General features: G+C 62.3%; 18 protein-coding genes. 9 read left to right on the forward strand and 9 right to left on the reverse strand.

Annotation, left to right across the window (positions count from 1 at the left end):
- Window positions 1-278: 278 nt before the first annotated feature.
- Window positions 279-617, forward strand: coding sequence for a hypothetical protein (locus WN982_RS20975; RefSeq protein WP_341313802.1), 339 nt, complete (start codon window positions 279-281; stop codon window positions 615-617).
- Between the two features lie 241 nt (window positions 618-858).
- Here the strand turns inward: WN982_RS20975 and WN982_RS20980 are convergent, their stop codons facing one another.
- From WN982_RS20980 to WN982_RS21000, 5 genes are all read right to left on the reverse strand, one after another.
- Complete coding sequence (locus WN982_RS20980; RefSeq protein ID WP_341313803.1) at window positions 859-2592, reverse strand: IlvD/Edd family dehydratase; 1734 nt, start codon at window positions 2590-2592, stop codon at window positions 859-861.
- A 53-nt stretch (window positions 2593-2645) separates the two neighbouring features.
- A complete protein-coding gene (araH, locus tag WN982_RS20985) occupies window positions 2646-3650 on the reverse strand; it encodes an L-arabinose ABC transporter permease AraH (RefSeq protein ID WP_341313804.1) in 1005 nt (334 codons plus the stop codon).
- 41 nt (window positions 3651-3691) lie between these two features.
- Window positions 3692-5242: an L-arabinose ABC transporter ATP-binding protein AraG gene (gene araG, locus WN982_RS20990; RefSeq protein WP_341313805.1), complete on the reverse strand. Its 1551-nt coding sequence runs from the start codon at window positions 5240-5242 to the stop codon at window positions 3692-3694.
- 86 nt (window positions 5243-5328) lie between these two features.
- Entirely contained in the window at window positions 5329-6333 is a 1005-nt protein-coding gene (locus tag WN982_RS20995; RefSeq protein WP_341313806.1) for an arabinose ABC transporter substrate-binding protein, read from the reverse strand.
- 170 nt (window positions 6334-6503) lie between these two features.
- Window positions 6504-7952 carry an aldehyde dehydrogenase family protein gene (locus tag WN982_RS21000; protein WP_341313807.1) on the reverse strand — a complete coding sequence of 483 codons (1449 nt, stop codon included), beginning with the start codon at window positions 7950-7952 and terminating at the stop codon, window positions 6504-6506.
- Window positions 7953-8118: 166 nt separating this feature from the next.
- Here WN982_RS21000 and WN982_RS21005 point away from each other — a divergent pair, with 166 nt between their 5' ends.
- Both WN982_RS21005 and WN982_RS21010 read left to right on the forward strand, forming a co-directional pair.
- Window positions 8119-9096 carry a LysR family transcriptional regulator gene (locus WN982_RS21005; RefSeq protein ID WP_341313808.1) on the forward strand — a complete coding sequence of 326 codons (978 nt, stop codon included), beginning with the start codon at window positions 8119-8121 and terminating at the stop codon, window positions 9094-9096.
- Window positions 9097-9328: 232 nt separating this feature from the next.
- Complete coding sequence (locus WN982_RS21010) at window positions 9329-9883, forward strand: YaeQ family protein (RefSeq protein WP_341315857.1); 555 nt, start codon at window positions 9329-9331, stop codon at window positions 9881-9883.
- 88 nt (window positions 9884-9971) lie between these two features.
- Here WN982_RS21010 and WN982_RS21015 read toward each other — a convergent pair whose 3' ends face one another.
- The gene (locus tag WN982_RS21015; RefSeq protein WP_341313809.1) at window positions 9972-10397 is read right to left on the reverse strand and encodes a VOC family protein; all 426 of its coding nucleotides are present in this window, start codon (window positions 10395-10397) and stop codon (window positions 9972-9974) included.
- A 435-nt stretch (window positions 10398-10832) separates the two neighbouring features.
- Here WN982_RS21015 and ada point away from each other — a divergent pair, with 435 nt between their 5' ends.
- The 4 genes from ada to WN982_RS21035 all read left to right on the forward strand — a co-directional run bounded on the left by ada (window position 10833) and on the right by WN982_RS21035 (window position 15517).
- On the forward strand, window positions 10833-11999 hold the full coding sequence (gene ada, locus WN982_RS21020) for a bifunctional DNA-binding transcriptional regulator/O6-methylguanine-DNA methyltransferase Ada (RefSeq protein WP_341313810.1): 1167 nt from the start codon (window positions 10833-10835) through the stop codon (window positions 11997-11999).
- Window positions 11996-12913, forward strand: a complete 918-nt coding sequence (locus WN982_RS21025) for an AlkA N-terminal domain-containing protein (protein ID WP_341313811.1) — start codon at window positions 11996-11998, stop codon at window positions 12911-12913. Before ada ends, WN982_RS21025 begins: the two co-directional genes overlap by 4 nt.
- Before the next feature lie 274 nt (window positions 12914-13187).
- Window positions 13188-14804 carry a glutamate--cysteine ligase gene (gshA, locus tag WN982_RS21030; protein WP_341315858.1) on the forward strand — a complete coding sequence of 539 codons (1617 nt, stop codon included), beginning with the start codon at window positions 13188-13190 and terminating at the stop codon, window positions 14802-14804.
- A gap of 209 nt (window positions 14805-15013) precedes the next feature.
- Window positions 15014-15517: a hypothetical protein gene (locus WN982_RS21035; protein WP_341313812.1), complete on the forward strand. Its 504-nt coding sequence runs from the start codon at window positions 15014-15016 to the stop codon at window positions 15515-15517.
- A gap of 331 nt (window positions 15518-15848) precedes the next feature.
- On the opposite strand, the gene WN982_RS21040 is transcribed toward WN982_RS21035, so the two are convergent.
- Window positions 15849-17411: a DHA2 family efflux MFS transporter permease subunit gene (locus WN982_RS21040; protein WP_341313813.1), complete on the reverse strand. Its 1563-nt coding sequence runs from the start codon at window positions 17409-17411 to the stop codon at window positions 15849-15851.
- A 135-nt stretch (window positions 17412-17546) separates the two neighbouring features.
- Window positions 17547-18089 (reverse strand): MarR family transcriptional regulator, encoded by a 543-nt coding sequence (locus tag WN982_RS21045; protein WP_341313814.1) that lies wholly within the window; start codon window positions 18087-18089, stop codon window positions 17547-17549.
- 251 nt (window positions 18090-18340) lie between these two features.
- On the opposite strand from WN982_RS21045, the gene WN982_RS21050 reads away from it, so the two are divergent.
- Complete coding sequence (locus WN982_RS21050) at window positions 18341-18694, forward strand: hypothetical protein (protein ID WP_341315859.1); 354 nt, start codon at window positions 18341-18343, stop codon at window positions 18692-18694.
- Between the two features lie 800 nt (window positions 18695-19494).
- On the opposite strand, the gene WN982_RS21055 is transcribed toward WN982_RS21050, so the two are convergent.
- Window positions 19495-20630 (reverse strand): IS3 family transposase gene (locus WN982_RS21055; protein WP_341313815.1). Its coding sequence is split into 2 segments (ribosomal slippage): window positions 19495-20372 and window positions 20372-20630, totalling 1137 coding nucleotides; the frame shifts between segments, so codons are not numbered across the junction.
- Between the two features lie 347 nt (window positions 20631-20977).
- Between WN982_RS21055 and WN982_RS21060 the strand changes: the two genes are divergently transcribed.
- Window positions 20978-22531, forward strand: a complete 1554-nt coding sequence (locus WN982_RS21060) for an efflux transporter outer membrane subunit (RefSeq protein WP_341313816.1) — start codon at window positions 20978-20980, stop codon at window positions 22529-22531.
- Window positions 22532-22653: the final 122 nt, after the last annotated feature.

Here is a 22653-nt window from a genome sequence, read left to right on the forward strand (position 1 = left end):
GGCGCTGCGCGTTTACGCGAATACGAACCGCAAAGCTTTACTGGTTAAAGCGGTGCGCCCTGCCCGTCTTTTAGTTATCCGTTTCAATCCTGCGTCTTGAAGACTTTGCTTGCCGGTTAACGAGGTGCGGCAGCAGGTGCGACAATTCGCCGCTGTTGCGACCGCACACAAGATGTGCTTGTCGTTCGCTCGCGTTCTCCTAAAGTGCGAGTTGCGGGTTCGACGTTGAAGTTAAATACATAGCTAACCTGAGTAATAAACCCGCACCGGAGGAACATATGAAATCGCGAATCGCCCTTCTTTTCGCCATTGCGGGTTTGGCTGCCGCTTCTGTTCAAGCGCAAGACGTTGTCGTCAAGCCGCAGCAAACCATCCAGTTCAAGGCGAATGCGTATGGCTGCCTGTCGAAGGATAAACTCGACGCCGCCGATCAGCATGCGCAAGCCGGTGAACAGCAAAAGATGCAGGAATTCTTCTCCGGATACCAGTGCATTTCAACGCCTGAAAATTCGAGTTTCCGGGTGGTCCGCGTGGTTGGGCATGACGTCGAATTCGTGAATTCCGCTAATAGCGATACGCAAGGCCTCTGGGCTAACGATCGATTCATCAAGCAATAAGCGCCCGCGCTCCGGCGAAACGCCGGACGCGGTTCGTGTTGTCAATCCTCTGACTTCAAAAGCCGGAGGCGGTGAACCTGTGAGTTATAAATCGGCTGGGCGAATTGCCCGGCCGTTTTTATTGGTGGCTCCAGCCTGATTGCTGAAGCGAATAAAAAAAACCGATGCGGATTGTCGGTCCGCATCGGCAGCACGCCTTCTCGCAAAGCGCAGGAACAACCGTCAAACGGTCAAACGTCGATCAATGCGAATCGCGCGGCACTGGCGCGCCGCTCGATCCCACCAGGAAGTCTAGATCCGCGCCCTGATCTGCTTGCAGCACATGTTCGACGTAAAGCTTGTAGTAGCCGCGCCTGGGCGGTTCCGGTGGCTGCCATGCGGCGCGGCGGCGCGCCAGTTCGGCGTCGGAGACATCCAGATGCAGGCGCCGTGCTTCGACGTCGAGTTCGATCATGTCGCCGGTCTGCACGAACGCGAGCGGCCCGCCTGCCGCCGCTTCCGGCGACACGTGCAACACCACCGCGCCGTATGCCGTGCCGCTCATGCGTCCGTCGGAAATGCGCACCATGTCCGTAATGCCCTTTTGCAGCACCTTCTTCGGCAGCGGCATGTTGCCGACTTCGGCAAAGCCCGGATAGCCCTTCGGCCCCGCGCCCTTGAGCACCATGATGCAGTGCTCGTCGATCTCGAGCGACTCGTCGTCGATCTTCGCGTGCAATTCCTCGATGTTCTCGAACACCACCGCGCGTCCGCGATGCTTCAGCAAATGCGCTGTGGCCGCCGACGGCTTGATCACCGCGCCGTTCGGCGCCAGGTTGCCCTTCAGCACCGCAATGCCCGCCTTCGGCTTGAATGGCTCCGCGAAAGTCGTGATGACTTTCTCGTCATGGTTCGGCGCGTTGCGCACGTTGTCCCAGATCGTCTTGCCGTTGACGGTCAGCGCATCGCGATGCAGCAGCCCTTGCTCGCCGAGTTGCTTGAGCACGGCCGGCAGACCACCCGCGTAGTAAAAGTCCTCCATCAAATATTCGCCTGACGGCTGCAGATTCACCAGACACGGCACGTTCGATCCCAACTCCCAATCTTCCAGCGAAAGTTCGACGCCGATCCGCTTAGCCAGCGCGATCAGATGGACGACCGCGTTGGTCGAGCCGCCGATCGCCGCATTCGTGCGGATCGCGTTTTCGAACGCCTGGCGCGTGAGGATCTTGTCCATCGTCAGGTCCTCGCGAACCATCTCGACGATGCGCCGCCCAGCGAGATGCGCGAGCACTTGCCGGCGTGCATCGACAGCGGGGATCGCCGCGTTGTGCGGCAAGCCCATGCCGAGCGATTCGACCATCGAGGCCATCGTCGATGCCGTACCCATGGTCATGCAATGGCCGCGCGAGCGGTTCATGCACGATTCGGCTTCGGTGAATTCCTCCTGCGTCATCGAGCCGGCGCGCACTTCCTCCGACATTTGCCAGACGCCCGTGCCAGAGCCGATATGTTTGCCGCGAAAACGACCGTTCAGCATCGGCCCGCCCGACACCGCGAGCGACGGCAGATTGCACGAGGCCGCGCCCATCAGCAGCGCCGGCGTGGTCTTGTCGCAGCCGACCAGCAGAATCACCCCATCCATCGGATTGCCGCGAATCGACTCCTCGACATCCATCGACGCGAGGTTGCGAAACAGCATTGCGGTAGGCCGCAGATTGGTCTCGCCGAGCGACATCACCGGAAACTCCAACGGCAAACCGCCCGCTTCGTGCACGCCTTTTTTCACGTACTCGGCAAGCTCGCGAAAATGCGCGTTGCACGGCGTCAGCTCGGACCACGTATTGCAGATGCCGATCACCGGACGCCCGTCGAATTCGTCATGCGGAATGCCCTGGTTTTTCATCCACGAGCGATGCAGAAAGCCGTCGCGGTCCTTGAGGCCGAACCACGCCTGGCTGCGCAGCGGCTTTTTAGTCTGGTTCGAATCAGCCATGAAATCTCCTGTTGGCAAACATGTAGCGGGGGGCGCCTAGCCCGGGGCGCGCATCAGTGCACGCGCTTGCTGCGGCGGTACTGATCGAACAGCACCGCGAGCAGCAGAATCCCGCCGCGAATCAGGTATTGATAGAAGGTCGGCACGTTCATCAGGCTCATTGCGTCCTGCACGGAGCCCATGATCAGCACGCCGACCAGCACACCGGAAATCGTCGCGACGCCGCCCGTCAGCGATACGCCACCGAGCACGCACGCGGAAATCACGCCGAGTTCGAGCCCGACCGACGTTTTCGGGTCGCCCAGACTCATCCGCGAGGCAAGCATCACGCCGGCAAAGCCGGTGACGAGCCCTTGCAATACGAACACTGTGATCTTGATCCGCGTAACCGGCAAGCCCGCGAGCAATGCCGCCTCGCTATTGCCGCCCACAGCGAGCACGTTCTTGCCGAACACCGTTTTCTTCAGCAGAAAGCCGAACAGCACGAAGCCCACGATGTTGCTCCAGATCGGATACGAAATGCCGAGGAACGCGCCGCCGCCGAGGTCGAAGAAACGCTCTTCGGAGATCATTACCGCGTCGCCGTTCGACGTGATGAACGCGAGGCCGCGCACGACCTCCATCATCGCGAGCGTGACGATCAGCGAGTTGATCTTGTAGCGCGCGACCAGTACGCCGTTCACGAGCCCGACCGCGCCGCCCGCGAGCACACCGGCTGCCACGCCGAGCAACACGCTATGCGTCGCGGTGATCAAGGTGGAAGCGACCACACCCGCGAACGCAACAATCGACGCGACCGACAAATCCACTTCGCCCAGCGCGAGCACGAACATCATCGTCACGGAGATCGAGCCGATTAGCGTGACGGACAGCAGCAAGCCCTGGATATTGCGCGAGCTCAGGAAATCGGGCACGGTGAACGATAAAGCCGCGAACAGGATGATGAACACCATCACGATGCCGGACTTGTTGATCAGATCCCACGTGCGCGCGGCGCGTGCGCCTAGACCCGCGGAGGCGACGGCTGGAGTAGAGGAGTCGGTGGAAGGTGTGTGCATGATGTCTATTCCGTTTTCAATGGCGCGATTCAGTTGGCGCCTTAGCGAGGCAATGCGAGCTTGATCAATGCGTCGGGCGTGGCCTGCGCCTTCGGCAGATCGCCGACAATGCGGCCTTCCTTCATCACGATCACGCGATCCGCTACGCCGATCACTTCAGCCAGATCGCTCGACACGACGATCACGGTGCGGCCCGCTTCGGCAAGCCCATATAGCAGGCCGTAAATCTCGCTGCGCGCGCCGACGTCGATACCGCGTGTGGGCTCGTCCATCAGGAACACGTCGATGTCTTCAGCAAGCCAGCGCGACAGGATCACCTTCTGCTGATTGCCGCCGGAGAGGGTGCCGATCGGCGTCTCGCCGTTGCGCGTCTTGATCGCGAGCTTGCCGATGAACTCTTTGGCGCTCTGCGCTTCCTTGCGGCCGTTGAGCACGTTGAAGCGGCTGAAGTGGCGGCGGCAACTGATGTTGAGGTTGTCCGAAACGGAGGCGATCGACACGATGCCTTCCTGCTTGCGGTCTTCGGGGCACAACGCGACGCCCGCGCGGACCGCATCGCGCGGCGTGGTGAAACGCACGCGCTTGCCTTTGAGCGTGATCTCGCCTGCGGTCGGTTTCTCGGCGCCGTAGATCAGCTTCATCAACTCGGAACGGCCGGCGCCGACCAGTCCAAAGAAGCCGAGAATTTCACCTTTACGTGCCGCAAAAGTAGCCGGTTCGCGCAGGCCGCGTCCCATCAAACCTTTGACGTCGAGTTGCACGTCGCCGATATCGCGCGAGCGGTAGCCGTACACGTCGGCGATCGAACGGCCCACCATGCAGCTGATCAATCGATCGCGATCGAGTCCGGTCCCCGCCTCGAACGTATCGATGCGGCGGCCGTCGCGAAACACCGTCACGCGATCGCACAGTTCATAGACCTCATCCATCCGATGCGTGACGTAGATGATCGCGCGGCCCTCGGCCTTCAGCGCGCGAATGATCCGGAACAACTGAGCGGTTTCACGCGACGACAAGGAACTGGTCGGCTCATCGAACGCAATCACGCGTGCATCGCGCATCAGCGCCTTGCCGATTTCGATCATTTGCCGCTGCCCGATCGACAGATTCTTGACCTGCTGCGCCGGATCGATCTTTTCACCTAGCCGTTCGAGTTCGCGAACAGCGCGTGCAACCAGTGCTTTTTCGTCCAGCACACCGAAACGATTGGGCAGGGCGCCGAGCATCAGGTTTTCCGCAACCGTCAGCTCCGGCACCAGATGCAGTTCCTGATAGATGATCGCGACGCCCGCCGCGATGGCCGCCTTGGTGGTGATGAACTGCTGCTCGACGCCGTCGAGCGACAAGGTGCCTGCGGCCGGCTGATTCACACCGGACAGCACCTTGAGCAGCGTCGATTTGCCGGCGCCGTTTTCGCCCATCAAGCCGTGCACTTCACCGCGGCGCACGTCGAGCGACACCTGATCGAGCGCGAGTACGCCTGGAAAGCGCACGGTGATGCCGTCGAGTTGCAGATATGGCTCGGCGGACGCGAGGGCGGGCGAGGGCGCTTGCGCGGAAAGCGCCGCTTCGTCAGTGTGGGAAACCGTCATCGAAAGCCTCTAACTGGGGGACAACCCGTGCGGGCCGATTTCGCGTAAGCGCAATTCGGCCCGCAACGTGCAGACTCGAATCCTGCTTAAATTCCGAGCTCTTTACGCACGTCCTGCCAGTTGCCGCGCACCATCAGCTTGCCGGTGGTCTGCGTATCGGCGGGCGGCTGCTTGCCGTCCTTGATCCACCCGACGAGGTTCTCCGTGCTCTCCTTGCCGTGCATCGTCGAACTCACCGCGATCGTGCCGTAGAAGCCCGTCGGTTCCTTCTTCTGGAATTCGGCGAACGCCTCGCCCGCACCGTTGATGCCGACCCCGATCACATCCGCTGCCGGAATGTGCAGTTGTTCGGTGGCACGTACGCCGCCCAGCACGCTCTCCTCGTTGAGCGCGAAGATCACCCATTTCTTAATGTTCGGATGCTGCGCGAGCACCGGCGACGACGCGTTGAAACCGCCTTCGTCGTCGGTGGTCTTTTGCGGCGCGTCGAAGATGTTTTCCTTCTTGAAGCCGCCGGCGAGCAGCGATTGCGTGGCGCCGTCAGTGCGCAGTTTCGCGGTCGGCAATTCGTAGTTCGTGATGCGCAGCGCGCCGACTTCTTCGGGCTTCCAGCCACGGCGCTTCATTTCTTCGGCGATCGCCGTGCCGACCTGATTGCCGATCTTGAACGCGGACATGCCAAGGTGCGGGACGTTCGGCAGCGGCTTGCCGGCCGAGTCGACCAGTTGATCGTCGACGGTGACGAACTTCATGTTGTAGCGCTTCGCGCGCGCCTGAATTGCCGGTCCGAGGCGCACGTCGGGCGCGCAGATCACGAAGCCTTTGGCGCCTTGTGCGCCGAGGTTGTCGATCGCGGCCAGCACTTTTTCGCCGTCAGGCGTGCCGATGTTGACCACCGAGAAGCCGTCCTTCTGGCCCAGTGCGGTGGCCGCTTTCTGTTCGTTGATGAACCAGGCCTGCTCCGGCATCTTCACGAGGAAGCCGACTTTGAGCGGCTGATCGGCACGCGCGGAAAGTTGCGCGGCAAAGGGCGCGGCGAGGGCGGCGGCGGCCATCGCGGATAGGGTCAAACGGCGAAGCTTGCTGGTCATCTCTGTCTCCTGTCGATCGGAGTTGGCGCTTTAGCGCTTACTCCGGTCCCATGCAACGTAGTTGCTGAGGTTGAAAAGCTGCATTGATTTCGTTTAGTAGCAGCGGGGTCATGCACACCGGCGTCAGCCGGATGGTGGATAGGCAGTCGGATGCGCGAATGTCATATCGATCAGCCTGCGACGTAGGCCGTTTTCACGGCCGTCCAGAACGCTGTGTCGGCTGCGCCGTAGGCCGACGCTTTGCGGCCGCCGGCGGGCGCGTGATGCTCGACGGCGGTGGTCGGCAGGTTGATCGTCACAAGGCCGCTATGCACGTGGCGCCGGAAATGCCGCGCGCGGGCGAGCGAGCGTGTGGAGATGCCGGCGCATAGACCGTAGGCGGTGTCGTTGGCGAGATGCAGCGCGTGATCGTAGTCGTCGGCGCTCAGCACGACGGCAAGCGGCCCGAAAATCTCTTCGCGCGCGATGCGGTGGTCGGGTTCGCCGATGAACAACGCAGGTTCGAAAAAGTAGCCGCGCGTCGCGCGTTCCAACTGCCGGCCGCCGCGCAGCAATTGCGCGCCTTCCTGTTGACCGATGCGCACATAGTCGAGATTGCGCTCCAACTGCGCGGCGTTCGCGACCGGGCCGATATCGGTGCCGTGCTTCAACGCGTGATCGACGGTTAATCTGGCAAGCTTCGCCTGCAACGCATCCACAAACGGCTCGAACACCGCGCGTTCGACAATCAAGCGCGACGCTGCGGTGCTGCGTTGGCCAGTCGAGCCATATGCACCGCTCAAGGCGACCTCGACGGCGCCGTCGAGGTCGGCATCGGCGAGCACCACAAACGGATTCTTGCCGCCCATTTCCAGCTGCACGCGCGCCTGCCGGGCGGCGGCGGCTTGCAGAACCCGCGTGCCGGTTTCCGCCGAGCCGGTGAAGCTGATCGCGGCCACCAGCGGATGCGCCGCGATCCGCGCGCCGACCTGCCGGCCGCTGCCCATCACGAGATTGAACACGCCCGCGGGCATTCCGGCGCGGCTGATGACCGTCGCCAGCGCCGCCGCGCACCCAGGCGCCGATTCGGCCGGCTTGAAGACGACGCAATTGCCGTGGGCGAGGGCGGCGCCGATCTTCGCCGCGGGGATCGCCAGCGGCGCGCTCCACGGCGCGATGATGCCGACCACGCCGAGCGGCTCGCGCGTCACGTCGATTTCGATGCCGGCGCGCGCCGAGGCCATCGGCTCGGCGAACGCACGCCATGCCTCGGCGGCGAAAAACTTGAAGATCTGGCCGGCACGCGTCGCTTCGGCCAAGGCTTCCGGCAAGGTCTTGCCGACTTCACGCGCGAGCAACCGACCTAGCTCATCGCGGCGCGCCAGCATCTCGCTGCCGATCGCATCGAGCGCATCCGCGCGGCGCTGCACCGAACCCAGCGACCATTCGCGGAACGCGGAGCTCGCGGCTTCGATTGCGGTATCGGTCTGCCGCGCATCGGCGCGCACATAGTCGCCGACCGGTTCGTCGAGGTCCGATGGATTGAGCGACACGCCGGTGGTCGCACCCGTCTCCCAGCCGCCGTTAATGTAGTGACGGAACGGACTTGCAACGAGAGGGACAAGCGGATCGCGATTCATCGAAAGCAGGAGGCCACATGAGGAAGCTCGGAAAGTCCACGAATGGTATGAGCGGCCCCAATAACTTTCCAATCCCTTTTTGGGCCATCGCGATATCAATTCCGGTATGGCATGATGAAGCCTTCGCCCCAACAGACGGCTTTGAGCCGCTTTATGGAGACTGGCCATGACCCGCAGCTACTCGAACTGGTTCGTGCGCGCACGGCTGAAGACGCGGCAGTTGCTGTTGCTCGCGGCGATGGAAGAGGAGGGCAACGTCCGGCGCGCGGCCGACGTGCTCGGCATGACGCAGCCCGCCGCCTCACGCCTTCTGAAAGAGCTGGAAGACATGCTGGAGGTGAGCCTGTTCGACCGCACGCCGCACGGCATGCACGCCACGCTGTACGGCGAAGTGATGATCCGCCACGCGCGCATGGTGCTGTCGAACCTGAGCCACGCGCACGATGAAATTTCGGCCTTGCGCGCTGGTCTGGCGGGCCAGGTGCGCATCGGCGTGATTGCCGCCGCCGCCGCGACGATGGTGCCGCGCGCGATCGCCAGCGTGAAAGAGCGCTATCCGCAGCTGCAAATCTGGGCGGAAGTGGAAACCTCCGACGTGATGCTGCCCCGGATCGCCGAGGGCGAACTGGACATCATGGTCGGCCGCGTGTTGGAGCGGCAAAATCAGTTCAAAACCGAGGTTCGCTATGAACCGCTCGCCGACGAACCGCTGTGCGTGGTCGCGCGTCCCGGCCATCCTCTCGAAAATGAGACAGATTTGACACTGCGGGCAATCGTCAACGCGAGCTGGGTTTTGCATCCGCCGGGCAGTGTTTTGCGCCATCGCTTCGATCTGATGTTTTCGCAAATCGGGCTGAATCCGCCGCAAAACGTGGTCAATACCAACAATTTTCTGGCGATTTCGAGCTTGCTGCTACAAAGCGACATGCTGGCGGTTTTGCCCGACGAAGTGGCGCGTCAATACCAACAGTACGGTGTTCTGAAGCGGATGCCGATCGATTTACCGTGCAGGATGGATACATTCGGTATCATCACGCGCCAGTCCCACCTGCTTTCGCCGGCGGCCTCCGTGGTGCTCGAAGCCTTGCGGGAAGCCGCTGCAGCGGTGTACGGCACCCCCTTCGAGCCGGCAGTGGCGCGGTAAATGCTTCTCCCGTTGCAGAAAGCAGCCGGTAGCGCCGTCTAAATGCGAAATCCAGACGGCGCGCCGCGGGCCGTGGGCCGCATTCTCCGCTGCGATCCACACCACAGCGGGACGCCGGCCTTCGGCGCGGGAGGGGCAAGCGATGTACAAACAACACGGTAAGCGGCAACGAGCCGTCGACGATTCTTTTTCTGTTCGCTCCGGTGGAGCGAGCACCTGGTATAGCAACGGCATGGCTCTCAAATCGACGATTTACAAGACGGAACTCCAGATCGCCAACATGGACCGGCACTACTACGCCGACCATTCGCTGACGATCGCCCGCCATCCCTCCGAAACGGACGAGCGCATGATGGTGCGCGTCGCCGCGTTCGCGCTGTTCGCGCAGGAACGCCTCGAATTCTGCAAAGGTTTGTCGGATATCGACGAACCGGACCTGTGGCAGAAGGATCTGACCGGCGCGATCGAAACGTGGATCGAAGTCGGCCAGCCCGACGAACGGCGCATCGCCAAGGCGAGCGGCCGCGCGAACGAAGTGATCGTGATCGCCTACGGCGGCCGCGCTTCGGACATCTGGTGGCAAGGCGTGAAGAACAAGGTCGAACGCATGCGCAATGTGACGGTGTGGACGCTCGGTGAAGACGTCGCCGCCGCGCTCGGCTCGCTCGCCGAACGGACCATGCGCCTGCAATGCACCGTGCAGGACGGCGAAGCATGGCTCGGCAGCGCCGAGGCGGACGCGGTGCAGATCAAATGGACGGTGTTGAAGGCGCCGGCCAACGCTTGATAACGCCAGGTGCGTTCGCTGGTTGCGCCTGCCCCTTGCCTTTGCCCCCTGCGTTCGAGCGTCGTCCGCAACGGCCGCGGTTCATTCGTTAGAGCGAAGTCACACGCGCCGCTTCCGGCGGCCCTTTCAGCTCGACCATATTGCCCTCCGGATCGAACAGATACAGCGACGGCCCAAAGCCGTCCGCGCCATAGCGCAGCGCCGTTTCGCCAAGCCGCGCGCCGTGTTCGGTCAGATGCGCCTTGAGCGCGTCGACGTCGAACGGTTCGATCCGCAAACACACGTGATCCATGTTGCGTCCCGCGCCGGGCGTGCCGTTTTCGGCATGATCGAGTTTTGCGCCGACCTGCAACAGATCGATCAACGAGCGCCCGGCGCGCAACTGCGTCAAGCCCAGATCGCGCTGCTCCTTCTCGACACTGCAACCGAGCACGTCGCAATAGAAGCGCGACATCCGCGCGACGTCCGCAGCCCGAATGACGATGTGGTCGATCTCACGAATGTGGATTTTCATCTCGAACGCCCCCTGGATGGTTCGCTGAACGGGTGAATAGCCAGTGTAGGAGGAAAGGGAGGGCGCCGCCGTGACAGCAGCGTGTGATCGGCCGTGAATCACCCGCAAAGGGGCGGATCAGGAGGGTACAGACGAAAAATGCGGACGAAAAACTCGGACGAAAAAAAGCCCGCTCTATGTGGAGCGGGCTGAATCCATATCAGGAGGAGACATGGAGGAGACAGGTACTAATATACACATCAGGTTGGTGCGACGCAATAACTTTTTAAGGGAAAACCCGATATCGTGCCAAATTGTCGCACTTTGCAGCGAAACGAGCGCCTGGTGGCGCTTCCAGCCTACGAGGAAGCGCAATGACAGAGCAAGAACCGGAGCGTAGTGTGTCGGCATGCGGCCTACATTGGTGAGCATCGACACTGTCTTTCCGGGACGATCATGAACCGCACCGACCACACCGCCACCACCAGTTGGACCAGCGACGCCGACCGCTGGGACGCCGTCACCCACCGCGACCCGCAGGCCGACGGCGCGTTCTTCTACGGCGTCAAAACCACCGGCGTGTTCTGCCGCCCGTCGTGCGCGTCGCGCCAGCCGCGTCGTGAAAACGTCGATTTCTTCGTCGACGCAGACGCTGCGCGCGCCGCGGGTTACCGCGATTGCAAGCGCTGCCAGCCCGGCGGCCTGCCGCGCGAACTCGAGATCGTGAATCGCGCGTGCGCCGCGCTGGACGCCGATCCGCAACAACGCCTCACGCTCGCGCAGCTGAGCGACGCCGTGCATGTCAGCCCATTTCACTTGCAGCGCCTGTTCAAACGCGTGGTAGGCGTATCGCCGCGTCAGTATCAGGCCGCGCAGCGGGGCGCCGCGTTGCGCGATGCGCTCCAGCGCGGCTCGGACGTCACGCGCGCCACGCTCGACGCCGGATTCGGCTCACCGTCGCGGATGTACGACAGCGCGTCGGCCGAATTGGGCATGGCGCCGTCCGCGTTTCGCCGCAAGGGCGCTGGATTGACCGTGCGCTACGCCAGCGCGCCGACCTCGCTCGGCTTCGTGCTGATTGCCGCCACCGACAAAGGCATCTGCAAGATCGGCTTCGGCGATGATGCCGCGGCGCTCGCCGACGACCTGCACAGCGAGTTTGCCAATGCCGAACTGGTCGACGATCCGGCGCGGCTTGCACCGTTCATCGCCCAAGTGGACGCCTATTTGCGCGGCACGCGCCAGCGCTTCGATCTGCCGCTCGATATCGCCGCAACCGCGTTCCGGCAGCGCGTGTGGGACGCGCTGCGGCGCATTCCGTACGGCGAGACGCGCAGCTATTCGGACATCGCCGAAGCCGTCGGTTCACCCCGCGCCGTGCGCGCGGTGGCAAGCGCGTGCGCAACGAATCCGGTCGCGCTGGCGATCCCTTGTCACCGCGTGGTGCAGAAGAGCGGGGCGCTGGCGGGCTATCGTTGGGGACTGCCGCGCAAGGCTGCGTTGCTCGACAACGAAGCGCGGCACGCGCACGACGATCACGACGCGGCCGACCACGAGCGCGAACGCGACCACGAGATCGCCAACATTGCCGTCACCACCTCCAACCTGGACCACGCCGCGTGAGCACGCTTGACGACGTCGCAACACTCGAACTGCCGTTCAAACCACCCTTCGACTGGCCCCGGCTGCTGCGCTTTTTCGGTGGACGCGCGACGCCAGGCGTCGAAGCCGTCGAAGACGGCGCCTACCGCCGCGCGATCGATTGGGCCGGCGACAGCGGCACGCTGACGGTGCGCCTGCATCCTCGCAAACGCTGCATCGTCGCGAGTATCGAGGGGCCTGCGAGCCGTCACGCCGACGCGCTCGCCGTGCCGATCGCGAAGATGTTCGACCTGCACGCCGAGCCGAAAAAAATCGGTACGGAACTCGCCGCCGACCCGTGGCTCGCGCCATTGATCGAAGCCGTGCCGGGTCTACGCGTGCCGGGTGCGTGGTCGGGCTTCGAACTGGTGGTACGCGCGATCGTCGGCCAGCAGGTCAGCGTGAAGGCCGCGACCACCATCATCGGACGGCTGGTGCAGCGCGCCGGCGAACGCATCGAAGGTCATCCGCACGAGAACACCGCGTGGCGCTTCCCGACGCCCGCCGCACTGGCGGCCGTGGATCTGGAGAAGATCGGCATGCCGGGTAAACGCGTAGCCGCGTTGCAAGGCTTCGCGCACGCGGTGGCTTCAGGCGATGTGCCGCTTGACAGCAGCGTGGCCGACGCCACCAGCCTGCGCGCCGCGTTGCTCGCACTGCCTGGCATCGGCCCATGGACGGTCGAGTACGTCGCGATGCGTGCGTGGCGCGACGCCGACGCGTGGCCCGCATGGGACCTCGTGCTGATGCAGGCGATCTGCGCGCGCGACCCGTCGCTCGTGCGGCCGACCCAGCAGCGCACCCGCACCGATGCTTGGCGGCCGTGGCGCGCGTATGCGGCGATGCATCTGTGGAACGAAGTGGCGGACCGGGCGGGAGCCGCGCGCGGCGGGTAGAGCCCTGCCAGCCTTGCAAGTCGGGGAGGAACGCGAGATCGCGCGACGGGTGCGCGACAGGTAGAGTGACGAGGCAGCCGGCAGGCCGATTCATCGTGAAAACAGGCTGCCTGGCGTGCCGCGAGGCAGCCTCGAAGCGGCCTCAAGCAGCCGCCGTGGCGAGATGTTAAAGTGCCCGCTACCTGAAAATTCCGCCGAACGTTGTCAACCGCGCAGTGCTGCATCGAATGCAGAGAAGCGGCACATGGCGGCCGACAACGCCCGACTCGCATCGATGCCAAACAACACACCTTCCCGCACGACCGACGCGTTCTCGCACCGCTTGTCCGTGCTGACCTCCGGCCCGCAGCGCGACGCGCTGATTCGCGGCCTGCGCGGCATCGAAAGGGAGAGCCTGCGCGTGACGCACGACGGCCAGCTCGCGCTGACCCCGCATTCACGCGCGCTCGGCTCGGCGCTTACGCATCCATCGCTCACCACCGACTACTCCGAAGCACTGCTCGAACTGATCACGCCGGCGGAGCACGATGCCGCGATCACGCTCGAGAAACTCGATACGCTGCATCGTTTCGTCTACGCGGAGCTCGGCGACGAAATTCTGTGGAACAACTCGATGCCGGGCCTGTTGCCTGAGCAGGACGAGGGCATTCCGATTGCGCGGTACGGCACCTCGAATATCGGCAAACTGAAGTACGTGTACCGCGTCGGCCTGGCGCTCCGTTACGGCCGCACGATGCAGTGCATTGCGGGTATTCACTACAACTATTCGCTGAATGAAGAAGTGTGGCGGCTGTTGCATGCCGACCAGCAATCCACGGCGAGCGCTGTCGATTTCCAGTCCGAACGTTATCTCGCGCTGATCCGCAATTTCCGCCGCACCAACTGGTTGCTGATGTATCTGTTCGGCGCGTCGCCGGCGCTGGACCGCCGGTTCCTGCGCGATCGAAAACACACGCTCGAGACGTTCGACGCCGACACGCTGTACCGCCCGTACGCGACCAGCCTGCGCATGAGCGATCTCGGTTATTCGAATACCACGGCGCAAGCCGCGCTGCATGCCGACTACGACACGCTGCCGGGCTACCTCGACGCGCTCGCGAAAGCCGTGAGCCAGCCTTATCCCGCGTACGAGGCGATCGGCACGCAGCGCAATGGCGAGTGGGTGCAGATCAACACGAATGTGCTGCAGATCGAAAACGAGTTCTACTCGACGATCCGGCCCAAGCGCGTCACGTATCCCGGCGAGCGGCCGCTGCATGCGCTGGCCGCGCGTGGCGTGCAATACGTCGAAGTGCGCTGCATGGATATCGATCCGTTCGAGCCGACCGGCATCTCGCTGGAAACCGCGCGTTTTCTCGATGCATACCTGCTGGTCTGCGCTCTGGAAGACAGCGCGCTGCTGCCGCCTGACGCCTACGCCGAAGCCAATCAGAACTTCGGCCGCGTGACGATGGAAGGGCGCAAACCGGGGCTCGAACTGACGCGCGACGGCCAAACGGTTGCGATGACAGATTGGGCGAACGAACTGCTCGCCAGGATCGACGCAGCTGCTGCTACGCTCGACGCCTTGCAGGGCGGCGATGCGCACGCTCGCGCCGTGGCGGTTCAGAGGGCGAAACTGGCGGATCCCTCGCTGACGCCGTCGGCGCGCATGCTGCAAGGCATGCACGAGAAGCAGCAGAGCTTCCTTGCATTTGGCCTTGAGCAAAGCGAAGCGCACGCCGCGTATTTTCGCGCGCGTCCGCTGGATGCTGCGCAAATGCAGGAATTCGCCGAACTCGCCGCACGGTCGCTTGCAGAGCAGGCCAAGCTCGAACAGGAAGAAGTGGGTTCGTTCGACGCATTCGTCGCGGCTTACCGGGCGTATACGTTAAACCGCTTCAGCGTCTGAACGGCGAGTATCCGGGATGTGGAGAAGGCGGCCTTCGAGGCCGCCTTTTTATTGTTCGCAGGTAACGTCTACGCGAGCGGCCTGGGGCTTTACCGGTGCAAATCGGCAATATTTCCGCATGCGCTGACGATTCGCTTGCGAGCATGAAACACGGTGCTGCCGCTGCGGTCCAACCTACGTGACACACTCCAGAGAGAGGAGGAATCAACGTGACGAAAAAAGGTCTGTTGGCCGTGCTGTGCGTTGCGGCGGCGGGGTGCTCGACGCAAGGGCAGGTCGATCCGGACGTCATGCAGATTGCGACGACGCCGTTGACGTGTTCGAGCAAAGCCGAGTGCGACGCATGGTGGCAACGTGCGCAGACGTGGGTGACGGCTCATTCGAAATACAAGGTCGAATTCACCACAGACACGCTGATCCAGACCGCGGGTCCAGACGGCGGCAAGCGAGCGTTGGCGTACCAGATTACACGTGCTCCGAACCCTGACGGCACATCGACGATTGGCTTTGCGGCGCATTGCGACGGCTCGCTCGGCTGCAAACCAAACCCATGGGCGGCGGGCGCCGACTTCAAGCAGTATGTGCGCGGCACCGCAACCGACGCGCCGCAAGGCGGAGCAAAACCATCACAACCCACACCATCGGCGATGCATCCGGATGCATCACAGGGACAATCGATCCCGGGAACGAATGGCGAGTCGATAACGCAGTAAAAGGCGGGGGAAAAAGCGCGCGTCGCACAAAAAGTACCACGGGGAAAAGTACCGCTCGGCGCGCGCAGCGCCGCCGGAAGAATGACTGCCTTGTCACTCACGCGGAGTGCGCGAGAGCACGGATTCCAGATGCTCCACTACCGTGACTGCGCGGGGGACCCGCTTAGCATTAGCGGTTCGAGCCGCTTTCTTTTGCCTACTTTTCTTTGCGGCGGCAAAGAAAAGTAGGTGCCGCCCCGCACAGGGGCAACGCTAATAGACCAATAAGAAAACAAGGAAAGGCAACGCCGTAGGCACACAGAAATAAAGCGCCGCCGTAGGCAAAAAAACCTCAATGCCCCATAGAAGGTCCAGCCCCCTTCCGCGGTTTGGTAACCCAAACAAGCATCGCCAACACAACAAACGCCGCACAAGAGATCCGAAAAAAATCATTAGTGGCCATCATATAGGCCTGAGCCGTGACGACCTGATTCAACTGCGCGGTGACGCCATCCCCGGAGAGTCCAATCCCGGCCAACGCATTCGTGTAAGAACTGGTATTAGCCGTATAAACATTCACCGAATCAGTCAACATCGCATGATGATAAATCGTATCGTTCTCCCAATACGTAGTACTGATAGCCGTCCCAATCGCCCCCGATAAAGTCCGAAAGAAATTAGACAAACCCGAAGCACTAGCGAGCCGCTCATCCGACACGCTGGACAGCGTAATAGTGGTCATCGGCACGAAGAAACAGGCAACCCCAATGCCTTGCACCAACCGAGGCCAGATCACGTGATTAAACGGCACATCGAGCGTAAAAGTCGAATTCCAGAACGACACACAAGCAAACACGATGAACGCAAAACTCGCCACCACCCGCAGGTTGAGCCGATGCATATTCCTCCCGATCAAGGGCGACAAGAACAGCGCGAGCAAGCCAACCGGAGCTGTCGCGAGGCCAGCAAGCCCAGCGGTATAGCCCATCACCGTCTGCAGCCAGAGCGGGAAAATCACCACTGACCCGAAGAACGCCATAAAGCCGAACGAGATAATCAACACGCCGAGCGCGAAGTTGCGGTCCTTGAACAACGAGAGATCGACAACAGGTTCTTTCTCGGTCATCTCCCACACCAGCATGAACGCGATCGACACCACCGCGATAATCCCCAGCGCGACGATAAACGTCGAGTTGAACCAGTCGCGATCCTTACCCAGGTCGAGCATCATCTGCAGGCATGACACGCCGATCACGAGCAAAGCGAGGCCCACCGCATCGATGCGCTGTTTGGTGACTTTCGTCTCACGGCCGCGCAGCAGCAGGAACGCGCACACCGCCGAGAAAATCCCGATCGGCACGTTGATGTAGAAGATCCACGGCCACGTGTAGTTGTCGGTGATATAGCCGCCCATCACGGGGCCGAAAATCGGCGCGCAAATCACCGTCATCGCCCAGAGACCCAACGCGAGCCCGCGCTTTTCCGGCGGATAGGAGCGCATCAGGATTGTCTGCGAAAGCGGGACCATCGGCCCGGAAACGAGTCCCTGCAAGAGCCGGAACGCGATCAGCGACTCGAAGTTATGCGCGAAGCCACACAGCGCCGACGCGATCGTGAAGAGCAGCACCGACAGGGTAAAGAGCCGCACTTCGCCGACGCGCCGTGCGAGCCAGCCGGTCAGCGGCACCGCGATCGCCGAGGCCACCGAATAGGATGAAATGACCCAGGTGCCCTGGCTGGTCGCCACGCCGAGGCTACCGGAAATGGTCGGCACGGCGACGTTCGCAATCGATGTGTCGAGCACTTCCATGAACGTGCCGAGCGCAAGACCGACAGTGAGCAAGGCCAGCGCGCCGCCTTTGAGCGGAGCGGGTTCGGCGGCGGGTAAGGCAGCGGCGGGAGCCGTGGCAGCCATGTGTGTTTCTCCTCAGCCGGGAAAGCTTGTCGCGGCATCTTTATCGCGCACGCCGAACGGCGCACTTACATGCCGGATCACCCTCTGCCCAGACAGATATTTGCAAATGACGACGCCTTCAAAAGCGCCGCCTGGTTACTGCTCGCCGTGTTTCGGCGGCGTCGCTTCAGGTGATTCTTCCGACGATTCCTGCGATGGCCCCAGCCCGCACGCAGCGCTCGTCCCTCCGCTGATGCCGTTGGCGATAAAACGGCCTAGCAGGTCGAGCAGGGTGGCGTGGTCTGCCGCCGAAAATCCGCGCAATTGCTCGTTCAGCACGGCGGCGCCCAGACCGGGCAATTGCCGCGCGGCCTCGTGGCCTTGCGGCGTCAGTTCCAGCTTGACCATCCGGCGATCGGCGTCGCTGCGCGTGCGGACGATAAAGCCTTTCTTTTCAAGGCGGTCCAGCAGACGGGTCATCGATCCGCTGTCGTACGACATGACCCGCGACAACTCGAGCGGCGTGCTCGCGCGCTGCGCCGACAGCAGCAGGATCACGCCGATCTGCTGGGCGGTAAGCCCCAACGGTTTGACCGCGCAATCCATCCGCTCGACGAGCACATTTCGCGCTTTCGTCAGGTAATAGCCGAGACTCGATTCGAGGTGAATCTCATCCGCGTTGTAGGGACCATCGGTCATCGTGTACCCGGGGACATCGCCAAGCAGATCGAATTTTAGCTGCCTAAGCAGACAAGTCAAATTTGATTTTGCCTGGATCGGAAGGCGGAAAAACAACACCGCTGACGAGCGCGAGGCAAAGTATCTTGAAATTTAATTGCATAGTCAATATTATTTTAGGCAACGAGTTACGCGCGACCCGCGCCACCCGAGACCATGTTCTGACCGATTGCCTGCGTGCCGCGTGTGCGGTGTGCAAAAAGGATTCCCCGATGCTGTACCTGAAAAACACCCTTGGCGGCTTGAGCCGCTCCCTGACCGATTCCGCGCTGAGTAGCTTTCAAGGGCCGCATCGCTGGTGGAAACTGGCGTTGTTTGCCGTACTGGTTGTGCTTCCCGGCGGGTCGGTGGGGGTGGCGGTGTTGGCCTGGTTTGAGCACCGGCGAGGGCAAAAGGGTGTTTCTTCTATGGCTGCGCCAGTGATGGGTCCGGCCGTCGCGGCGGGGAATATCGCTGCAGCGGTGACTGCCAGCCCGACCGGCGCCTGCCCGGCCCGAGGCGATGTGCCGTGTCGGGCGGCTGCCGGTAAGGTGGCTCGGCAAGCGAGCATCGATTTGCGCAGTTGATGTTGGTTTCTGGCGGAGCCCAGTGATTATTAGGGTTTTGTGCCTTTGGCGGCGGCATTTGTCTGTTTTCTTATGGCGTTGGCCTTTTTTTGCTTTTCTTTGCCTTCGCGGTGCTTCTTTATCTCTGTGTGCCTGCGGCGTTGCCTTTCCTTGTTTTCTTAGTGGTCTATTAGCTTCGCCCCTGTGCGGGGCGGGCACTTACTTTCTTTGCCGCCGCAAAGAAAGTAAGCAAAGAAAGCGGCTCGAACCGCCAATTCTTAAGCGGGTCCCCTGGCTTGGAGGAGGCAGTGGAGCATCTGGAATCGGTGCCCTCGCGCACTCCGCCCTGGTGACAAAGCAGTCATGCTTCCCGCCTCGCACTGCGTGCTCGCCGGAATGGTCTGCAAGGGAAACCAGTGGCTTCGTTTGTAGGCGGTGGGGGCCATCGGCTACGCCTCGGCGAGGCGCAGCTTTGTGCAAGCGCGAACTTATCACCCAGAGCGAAATGTCGGCACCACGTTGGGCGTTGGCAATGCATCGGCAGGCCAACGCCGGTCAAAAGGCGAGCGCCAAAAGCAGGAGGTGGTTTGATGAGGTACCGCTACGGCGCGCGCAGCGCCGCCGGAAGTATGACTGCCTTGTCACCGGCGCGGAATGCGCGATGATACAGATTCCAGATGTTCCACTGCCTCCTCCAAGCCAGGGGACCCGCTTAAGAATTGGCGGTGTGAAGCCGCTTTCTTTGCTTACTTTCTTTGCGGCGGCAAAGAAAGTAAGTGTGTAGTGGTCAAGTAAACTTGGACACCCGGAAAGGGGAATATTTAAAAAAGTGAAGCTTCGAATCGTGCCGGCGGCTGACCGCCTGCTGCCGAATGGATGCGACGGTAGTTATAAAAGTCGTCGATGTAGGCCCCGATGTCACGTTCGGCGTGCGCGTGATCGGGGTACCCTTTATCGTCGATCCATTCGCTTTTCAGGCTTCTAAAGAAACGCTCCACTGGCGCGTTATCCCAGCAATTCCCCTTCCTGCTCATGCTCTGAACGATGCCGTTTGCCTTCAGTTCGTTCATGAAGTGCGCGCTGGTGTACTGGCATCCCTGATCCGAGTGGAACATCAGCTCCGGCGGCGGACGTCGCTGGTCGCGCGCCTGCTGCAAAGCCCTGATGACCAGTGCTGTATCAGGCAGTAACGCAAACGCCCAGCCGACGATACGGCGCGAATACAGGTCCATCACGATGGCCAGATACGACCAGCCCTGAACCGTTCTCACATAAGTAATATCTCCTGCCCACACCTGGTTGATGGCCGGCGGCTCGAAGTTACGCGCCAGCAGATTCGGCACCACCAGCGCCTCGCCATTGCTCTTCTGATAGCGGTGCGTGCGCTTTCTGGTAACCACCAGCTGCGCGCGCTGCATCAGCGTGCGGGCACGATAACGCCCCACCTTGTGACCCCGCCTTTGAAGCTCGTCCGACATCCTTCGGCTGCCATAACTGCAGCGGGTTTCGCGATGAATTTCACGTGCAGCGGCCATCTGCGGGCAAGCCGTAGGGCTAGCCGACGGGCGCCCCGCGAACGCGTAATAGCTGCTGCGCGCCACGTTCATCACTTCACACATCACACTCACAGGCCAGGCCTTCTTCAGTGACTGGATCACTTCGAGAAGCGATCCATTTCCTTGACGAAGAAGGCCGTAGACTTTTTTAGAATGTCCCGTTCCCTCTCGAGATCAGCGACCTTCGCCTCGAGCTCGCGAATGCGACGCGCGTCGGTCTCGATCTCTATCGCTGTGCGCGGCGGTTTGGCCTGCTCCTCGCGCCACCGCGCGACCCAGCGACGCAACGCCGTGTCGCCAACGCCCAGCGCTTCGCAGGCCTGCGAGTACGAATAGCCCTTGCTGACCACCAGCTGGACTGCTTCTGCCTTGAATTCTTCAGGAATGTTCCGTCTGCTCATTTCTCACCTCAGTTGGAGAATTATCCCCTTTAGAGGTGTCCAGGTTCATTGAACCACTACAGTGCCCGCCCCGCACAGGGGCGAAGCTAATAGACCACTAAGAAAACAAGGAAAGGCCAACGCCGTACGCACACAGCTAAAAAGCGCCGCGCAGGCAAAAAAACCGTAATAGCACGTAACCATCCCGCAACCCTAAGTAACACACCACAAAGCCTCCGCGCATTACCCTTTCAGTTTCCCGCGCCCACCCGCGGGCCCATACGCTAACATTCCGGCTGAGCCATGATCTCTCCCGGCCGGCAGCGCCGCCATCGTCCGCACCGCGGCGCCCAGAAGGAATCCATTGCATGCAGTTTGACCGAATCACGCGCGCGCGAACCATTACCCCTCGCGCCCTGACCCTCGCGGCGGCGGCGGCGCTCGCCACCGTTCTGGCCGGCTGCGCGGTCGGCCCTGACTACAAGCGGCCGGCGGCGCAGATTCCCGCCTCGTACAAGGAAGCCGCGCCCGGCTGGAAAGTCGCTCAACCGGCCGATCAGCAAGACCGCGGCAACTGGTGGACCATCTACGAAGACCCTCAACTCAACACGCTCGAAGACAAGCTGAACGCATCGAACCAGACCGTCGCCCAGTTCGCCGCCGCCTACCGGCAGGCGCGCGCGCTGGTCGGCGAGGCACGGGCGGCATATTTCCCGACCGTTGGCGCATCGGCAGGCGCGACACGCTCAGGTAACGGTTCGTCGTCCACGAGCTCGAGCAGCTCCCGGGTCAGCAACAGCTTCAACGCGCAACTCGTCGCCAGCTGGGAGCCGGATCTGTGGGGTTCGGTGAGCCGCTCGGTCAACGCCCAGAAAGCCGGTCAACAGGGCGCCGCCGCCGATCTGGCGAACGCCCGGCTGTCCGCTCAGGCCACGCTCGCACAAACCTATTTCTCGCTGCGCACGCTCGATTCCACCCAAAAACTCCTCGACGAAACCGTCGCGGCCTATCAGCTCTCACTGCAACTCACGCAGAACAAGTACGCGGCAGGCGTCGCCGCGCGCTCCGACGTGATTCAGGCGCAAACGCAGCTGCAATCGGCGCAAGCCGCCGCGATCGACAATGGCGTGCAGCGCGCCCAGGACGAACACGCGATCGCCGTGCTGGTCGGCGAACCGGCCTCGACCTTCTCGATTCCGCCGACGCCGCTCACCGCCACGCCGCCCGTCGTTCCCGCGCAAATGCCGTCGGCACTGCTGGAGCGGCGCCCGGATATCGCGTCGGCGGAACGCAAGGCCGCGGCCGCCAATGAGCAGATCGGCGTCGCGATTGCGGCGTTCTTCCCAACGCTGACGCTGTCGGCCACCGGCGGCTTCCAAAGCTCGGTGTTCTCGCAATTGCTCACCGTACCGTCGCGCTTCTGGACGCTCGGCCCGCAACTGGCCGCAACGATCTTCGACGCCGGCTTGCGCCAGGCAAAAACCGAAGCCGCTCGCGCTACCTACGACCAGGATGTCGCGGCCTATCGTCAAACGGTGCTGGCCGCATTCCAGGATGTCGAGGACAACCTCGCGTCCCAACGCATCCTCGCACAGGAAATCGTCGTGCAGCAGCAAGCGGTGGAGTCGGCCCGCCAGGCGGTGGCCATCGTCACGAACGAGTACAAGGCGGGCACAGTCGGCTACGTCAACGTGCTGACGGCGCAGACCACCGCCTTCACAGCCGAGCAAAAGCTGGAAAACATCGCCGGGCAGCGGATGGTGTCGTCGGTGGGTCTGGTGAAGGCGCTGGGCGGCGGCTGGGATGTCTCGCAAATGAATCGTGAAACCGGCGACGTAGCGGCACCTGCGCCGTTACCTGCGTCATCGGCGACGCCCGTCGCGCAAAGTGAGACCTCGTCGCAACAGGCGCCGAGCAACTAAGCCCGCTCCTCGCGAAGACAAAAAAAGGCATAGCCGCGTTGCGCGGCGATGCCTCTTTTTTAATCGCACCGAATCCGAATCGCACTTGCTCGCACGGCGGCTACGCGAGGCGTCCCCGAGCC

The organism is Paraburkholderia sp. IMGN_8 (assembly GCF_038050405.1).
GTDB lineage: Bacteria > Pseudomonadota > Gammaproteobacteria > Burkholderiales > Burkholderiaceae > Paraburkholderia.

Coding starts and splice junctions, on each gene's coding strand:
- WN982_RS20975 (WP_341313802.1), top strand. CDS start 279: ATGAAATCGCGAATCGCCCTTCTTTTCGCCATTGCGGGTTTGGCTGCC.
- WN982_RS20980 (WP_341313803.1), bottom strand. CDS start 2,592: ATGGCTGATTCGAACCAGACTAAAAAGCCGCTGCGCAGCCAGGCGTGG.
- araH (WP_341313804.1), bottom strand. CDS start 3,650: ATGCACACACCTTCCACCGACTCCTCTACTCCAGCCGTCGCCTCCGCG.
- araG (WP_341313805.1), bottom strand. CDS start 5,242: ATGACGGTTTCCCACACTGACGAAGCGGCGCTTTCCGCGCAAGCGCCC.
- WN982_RS20995 (WP_341313806.1), bottom strand. CDS start 6,333: ATGACCAGCAAGCTTCGCCGTTTGACCCTATCCGCGATGGCCGCCGCC.
- WN982_RS21000 (WP_341313807.1), bottom strand. CDS start 7,952: ATGAATCGCGATCCGCTTGTCCCTCTCGTTGCAAGTCCGTTCCGTCAC.
- WN982_RS21005 (WP_341313808.1), top strand. CDS start 8,119: ATGACCCGCAGCTACTCGAACTGGTTCGTGCGCGCACGGCTGAAGACG.
- WN982_RS21010 (WP_341315857.1), top strand. CDS start 9,329: ATGGCTCTCAAATCGACGATTTACAAGACGGAACTCCAGATCGCCAAC.
- WN982_RS21015 (WP_341313809.1), bottom strand. CDS start 10,397: ATGAAAATCCACATTCGTGAGATCGACCACATCGTCATTCGGGCTGCG.
- ada (WP_341313810.1), top strand. CDS start 10,833: ATGAACCGCACCGACCACACCGCCACCACCAGTTGGACCAGCGACGCC.
- gshA (WP_341315858.1), top strand. CDS start 13,188: ATGCCAAACAACACACCTTCCCGCACGACCGACGCGTTCTCGCACCGC.
- WN982_RS21040 (WP_341313813.1), bottom strand. CDS start 17,411: ATGGCTGCCACGGCTCCCGCCGCTGCCTTACCCGCCGCCGAACCCGCT.
- WN982_RS21045 (WP_341313814.1), bottom strand. CDS start 18,089: ATGACCGATGGTCCCTACAACGCGGATGAGATTCACCTCGAATCGAGT.
- WN982_RS21050 (WP_341315859.1), top strand. CDS start 18,341: ATGCTGTACCTGAAAAACACCCTTGGCGGCTTGAGCCGCTCCCTGACC.
- WN982_RS21060 (WP_341313816.1), top strand. CDS start 20,978: ATGCAGTTTGACCGAATCACGCGCGCGCGAACCATTACCCCTCGCGCC.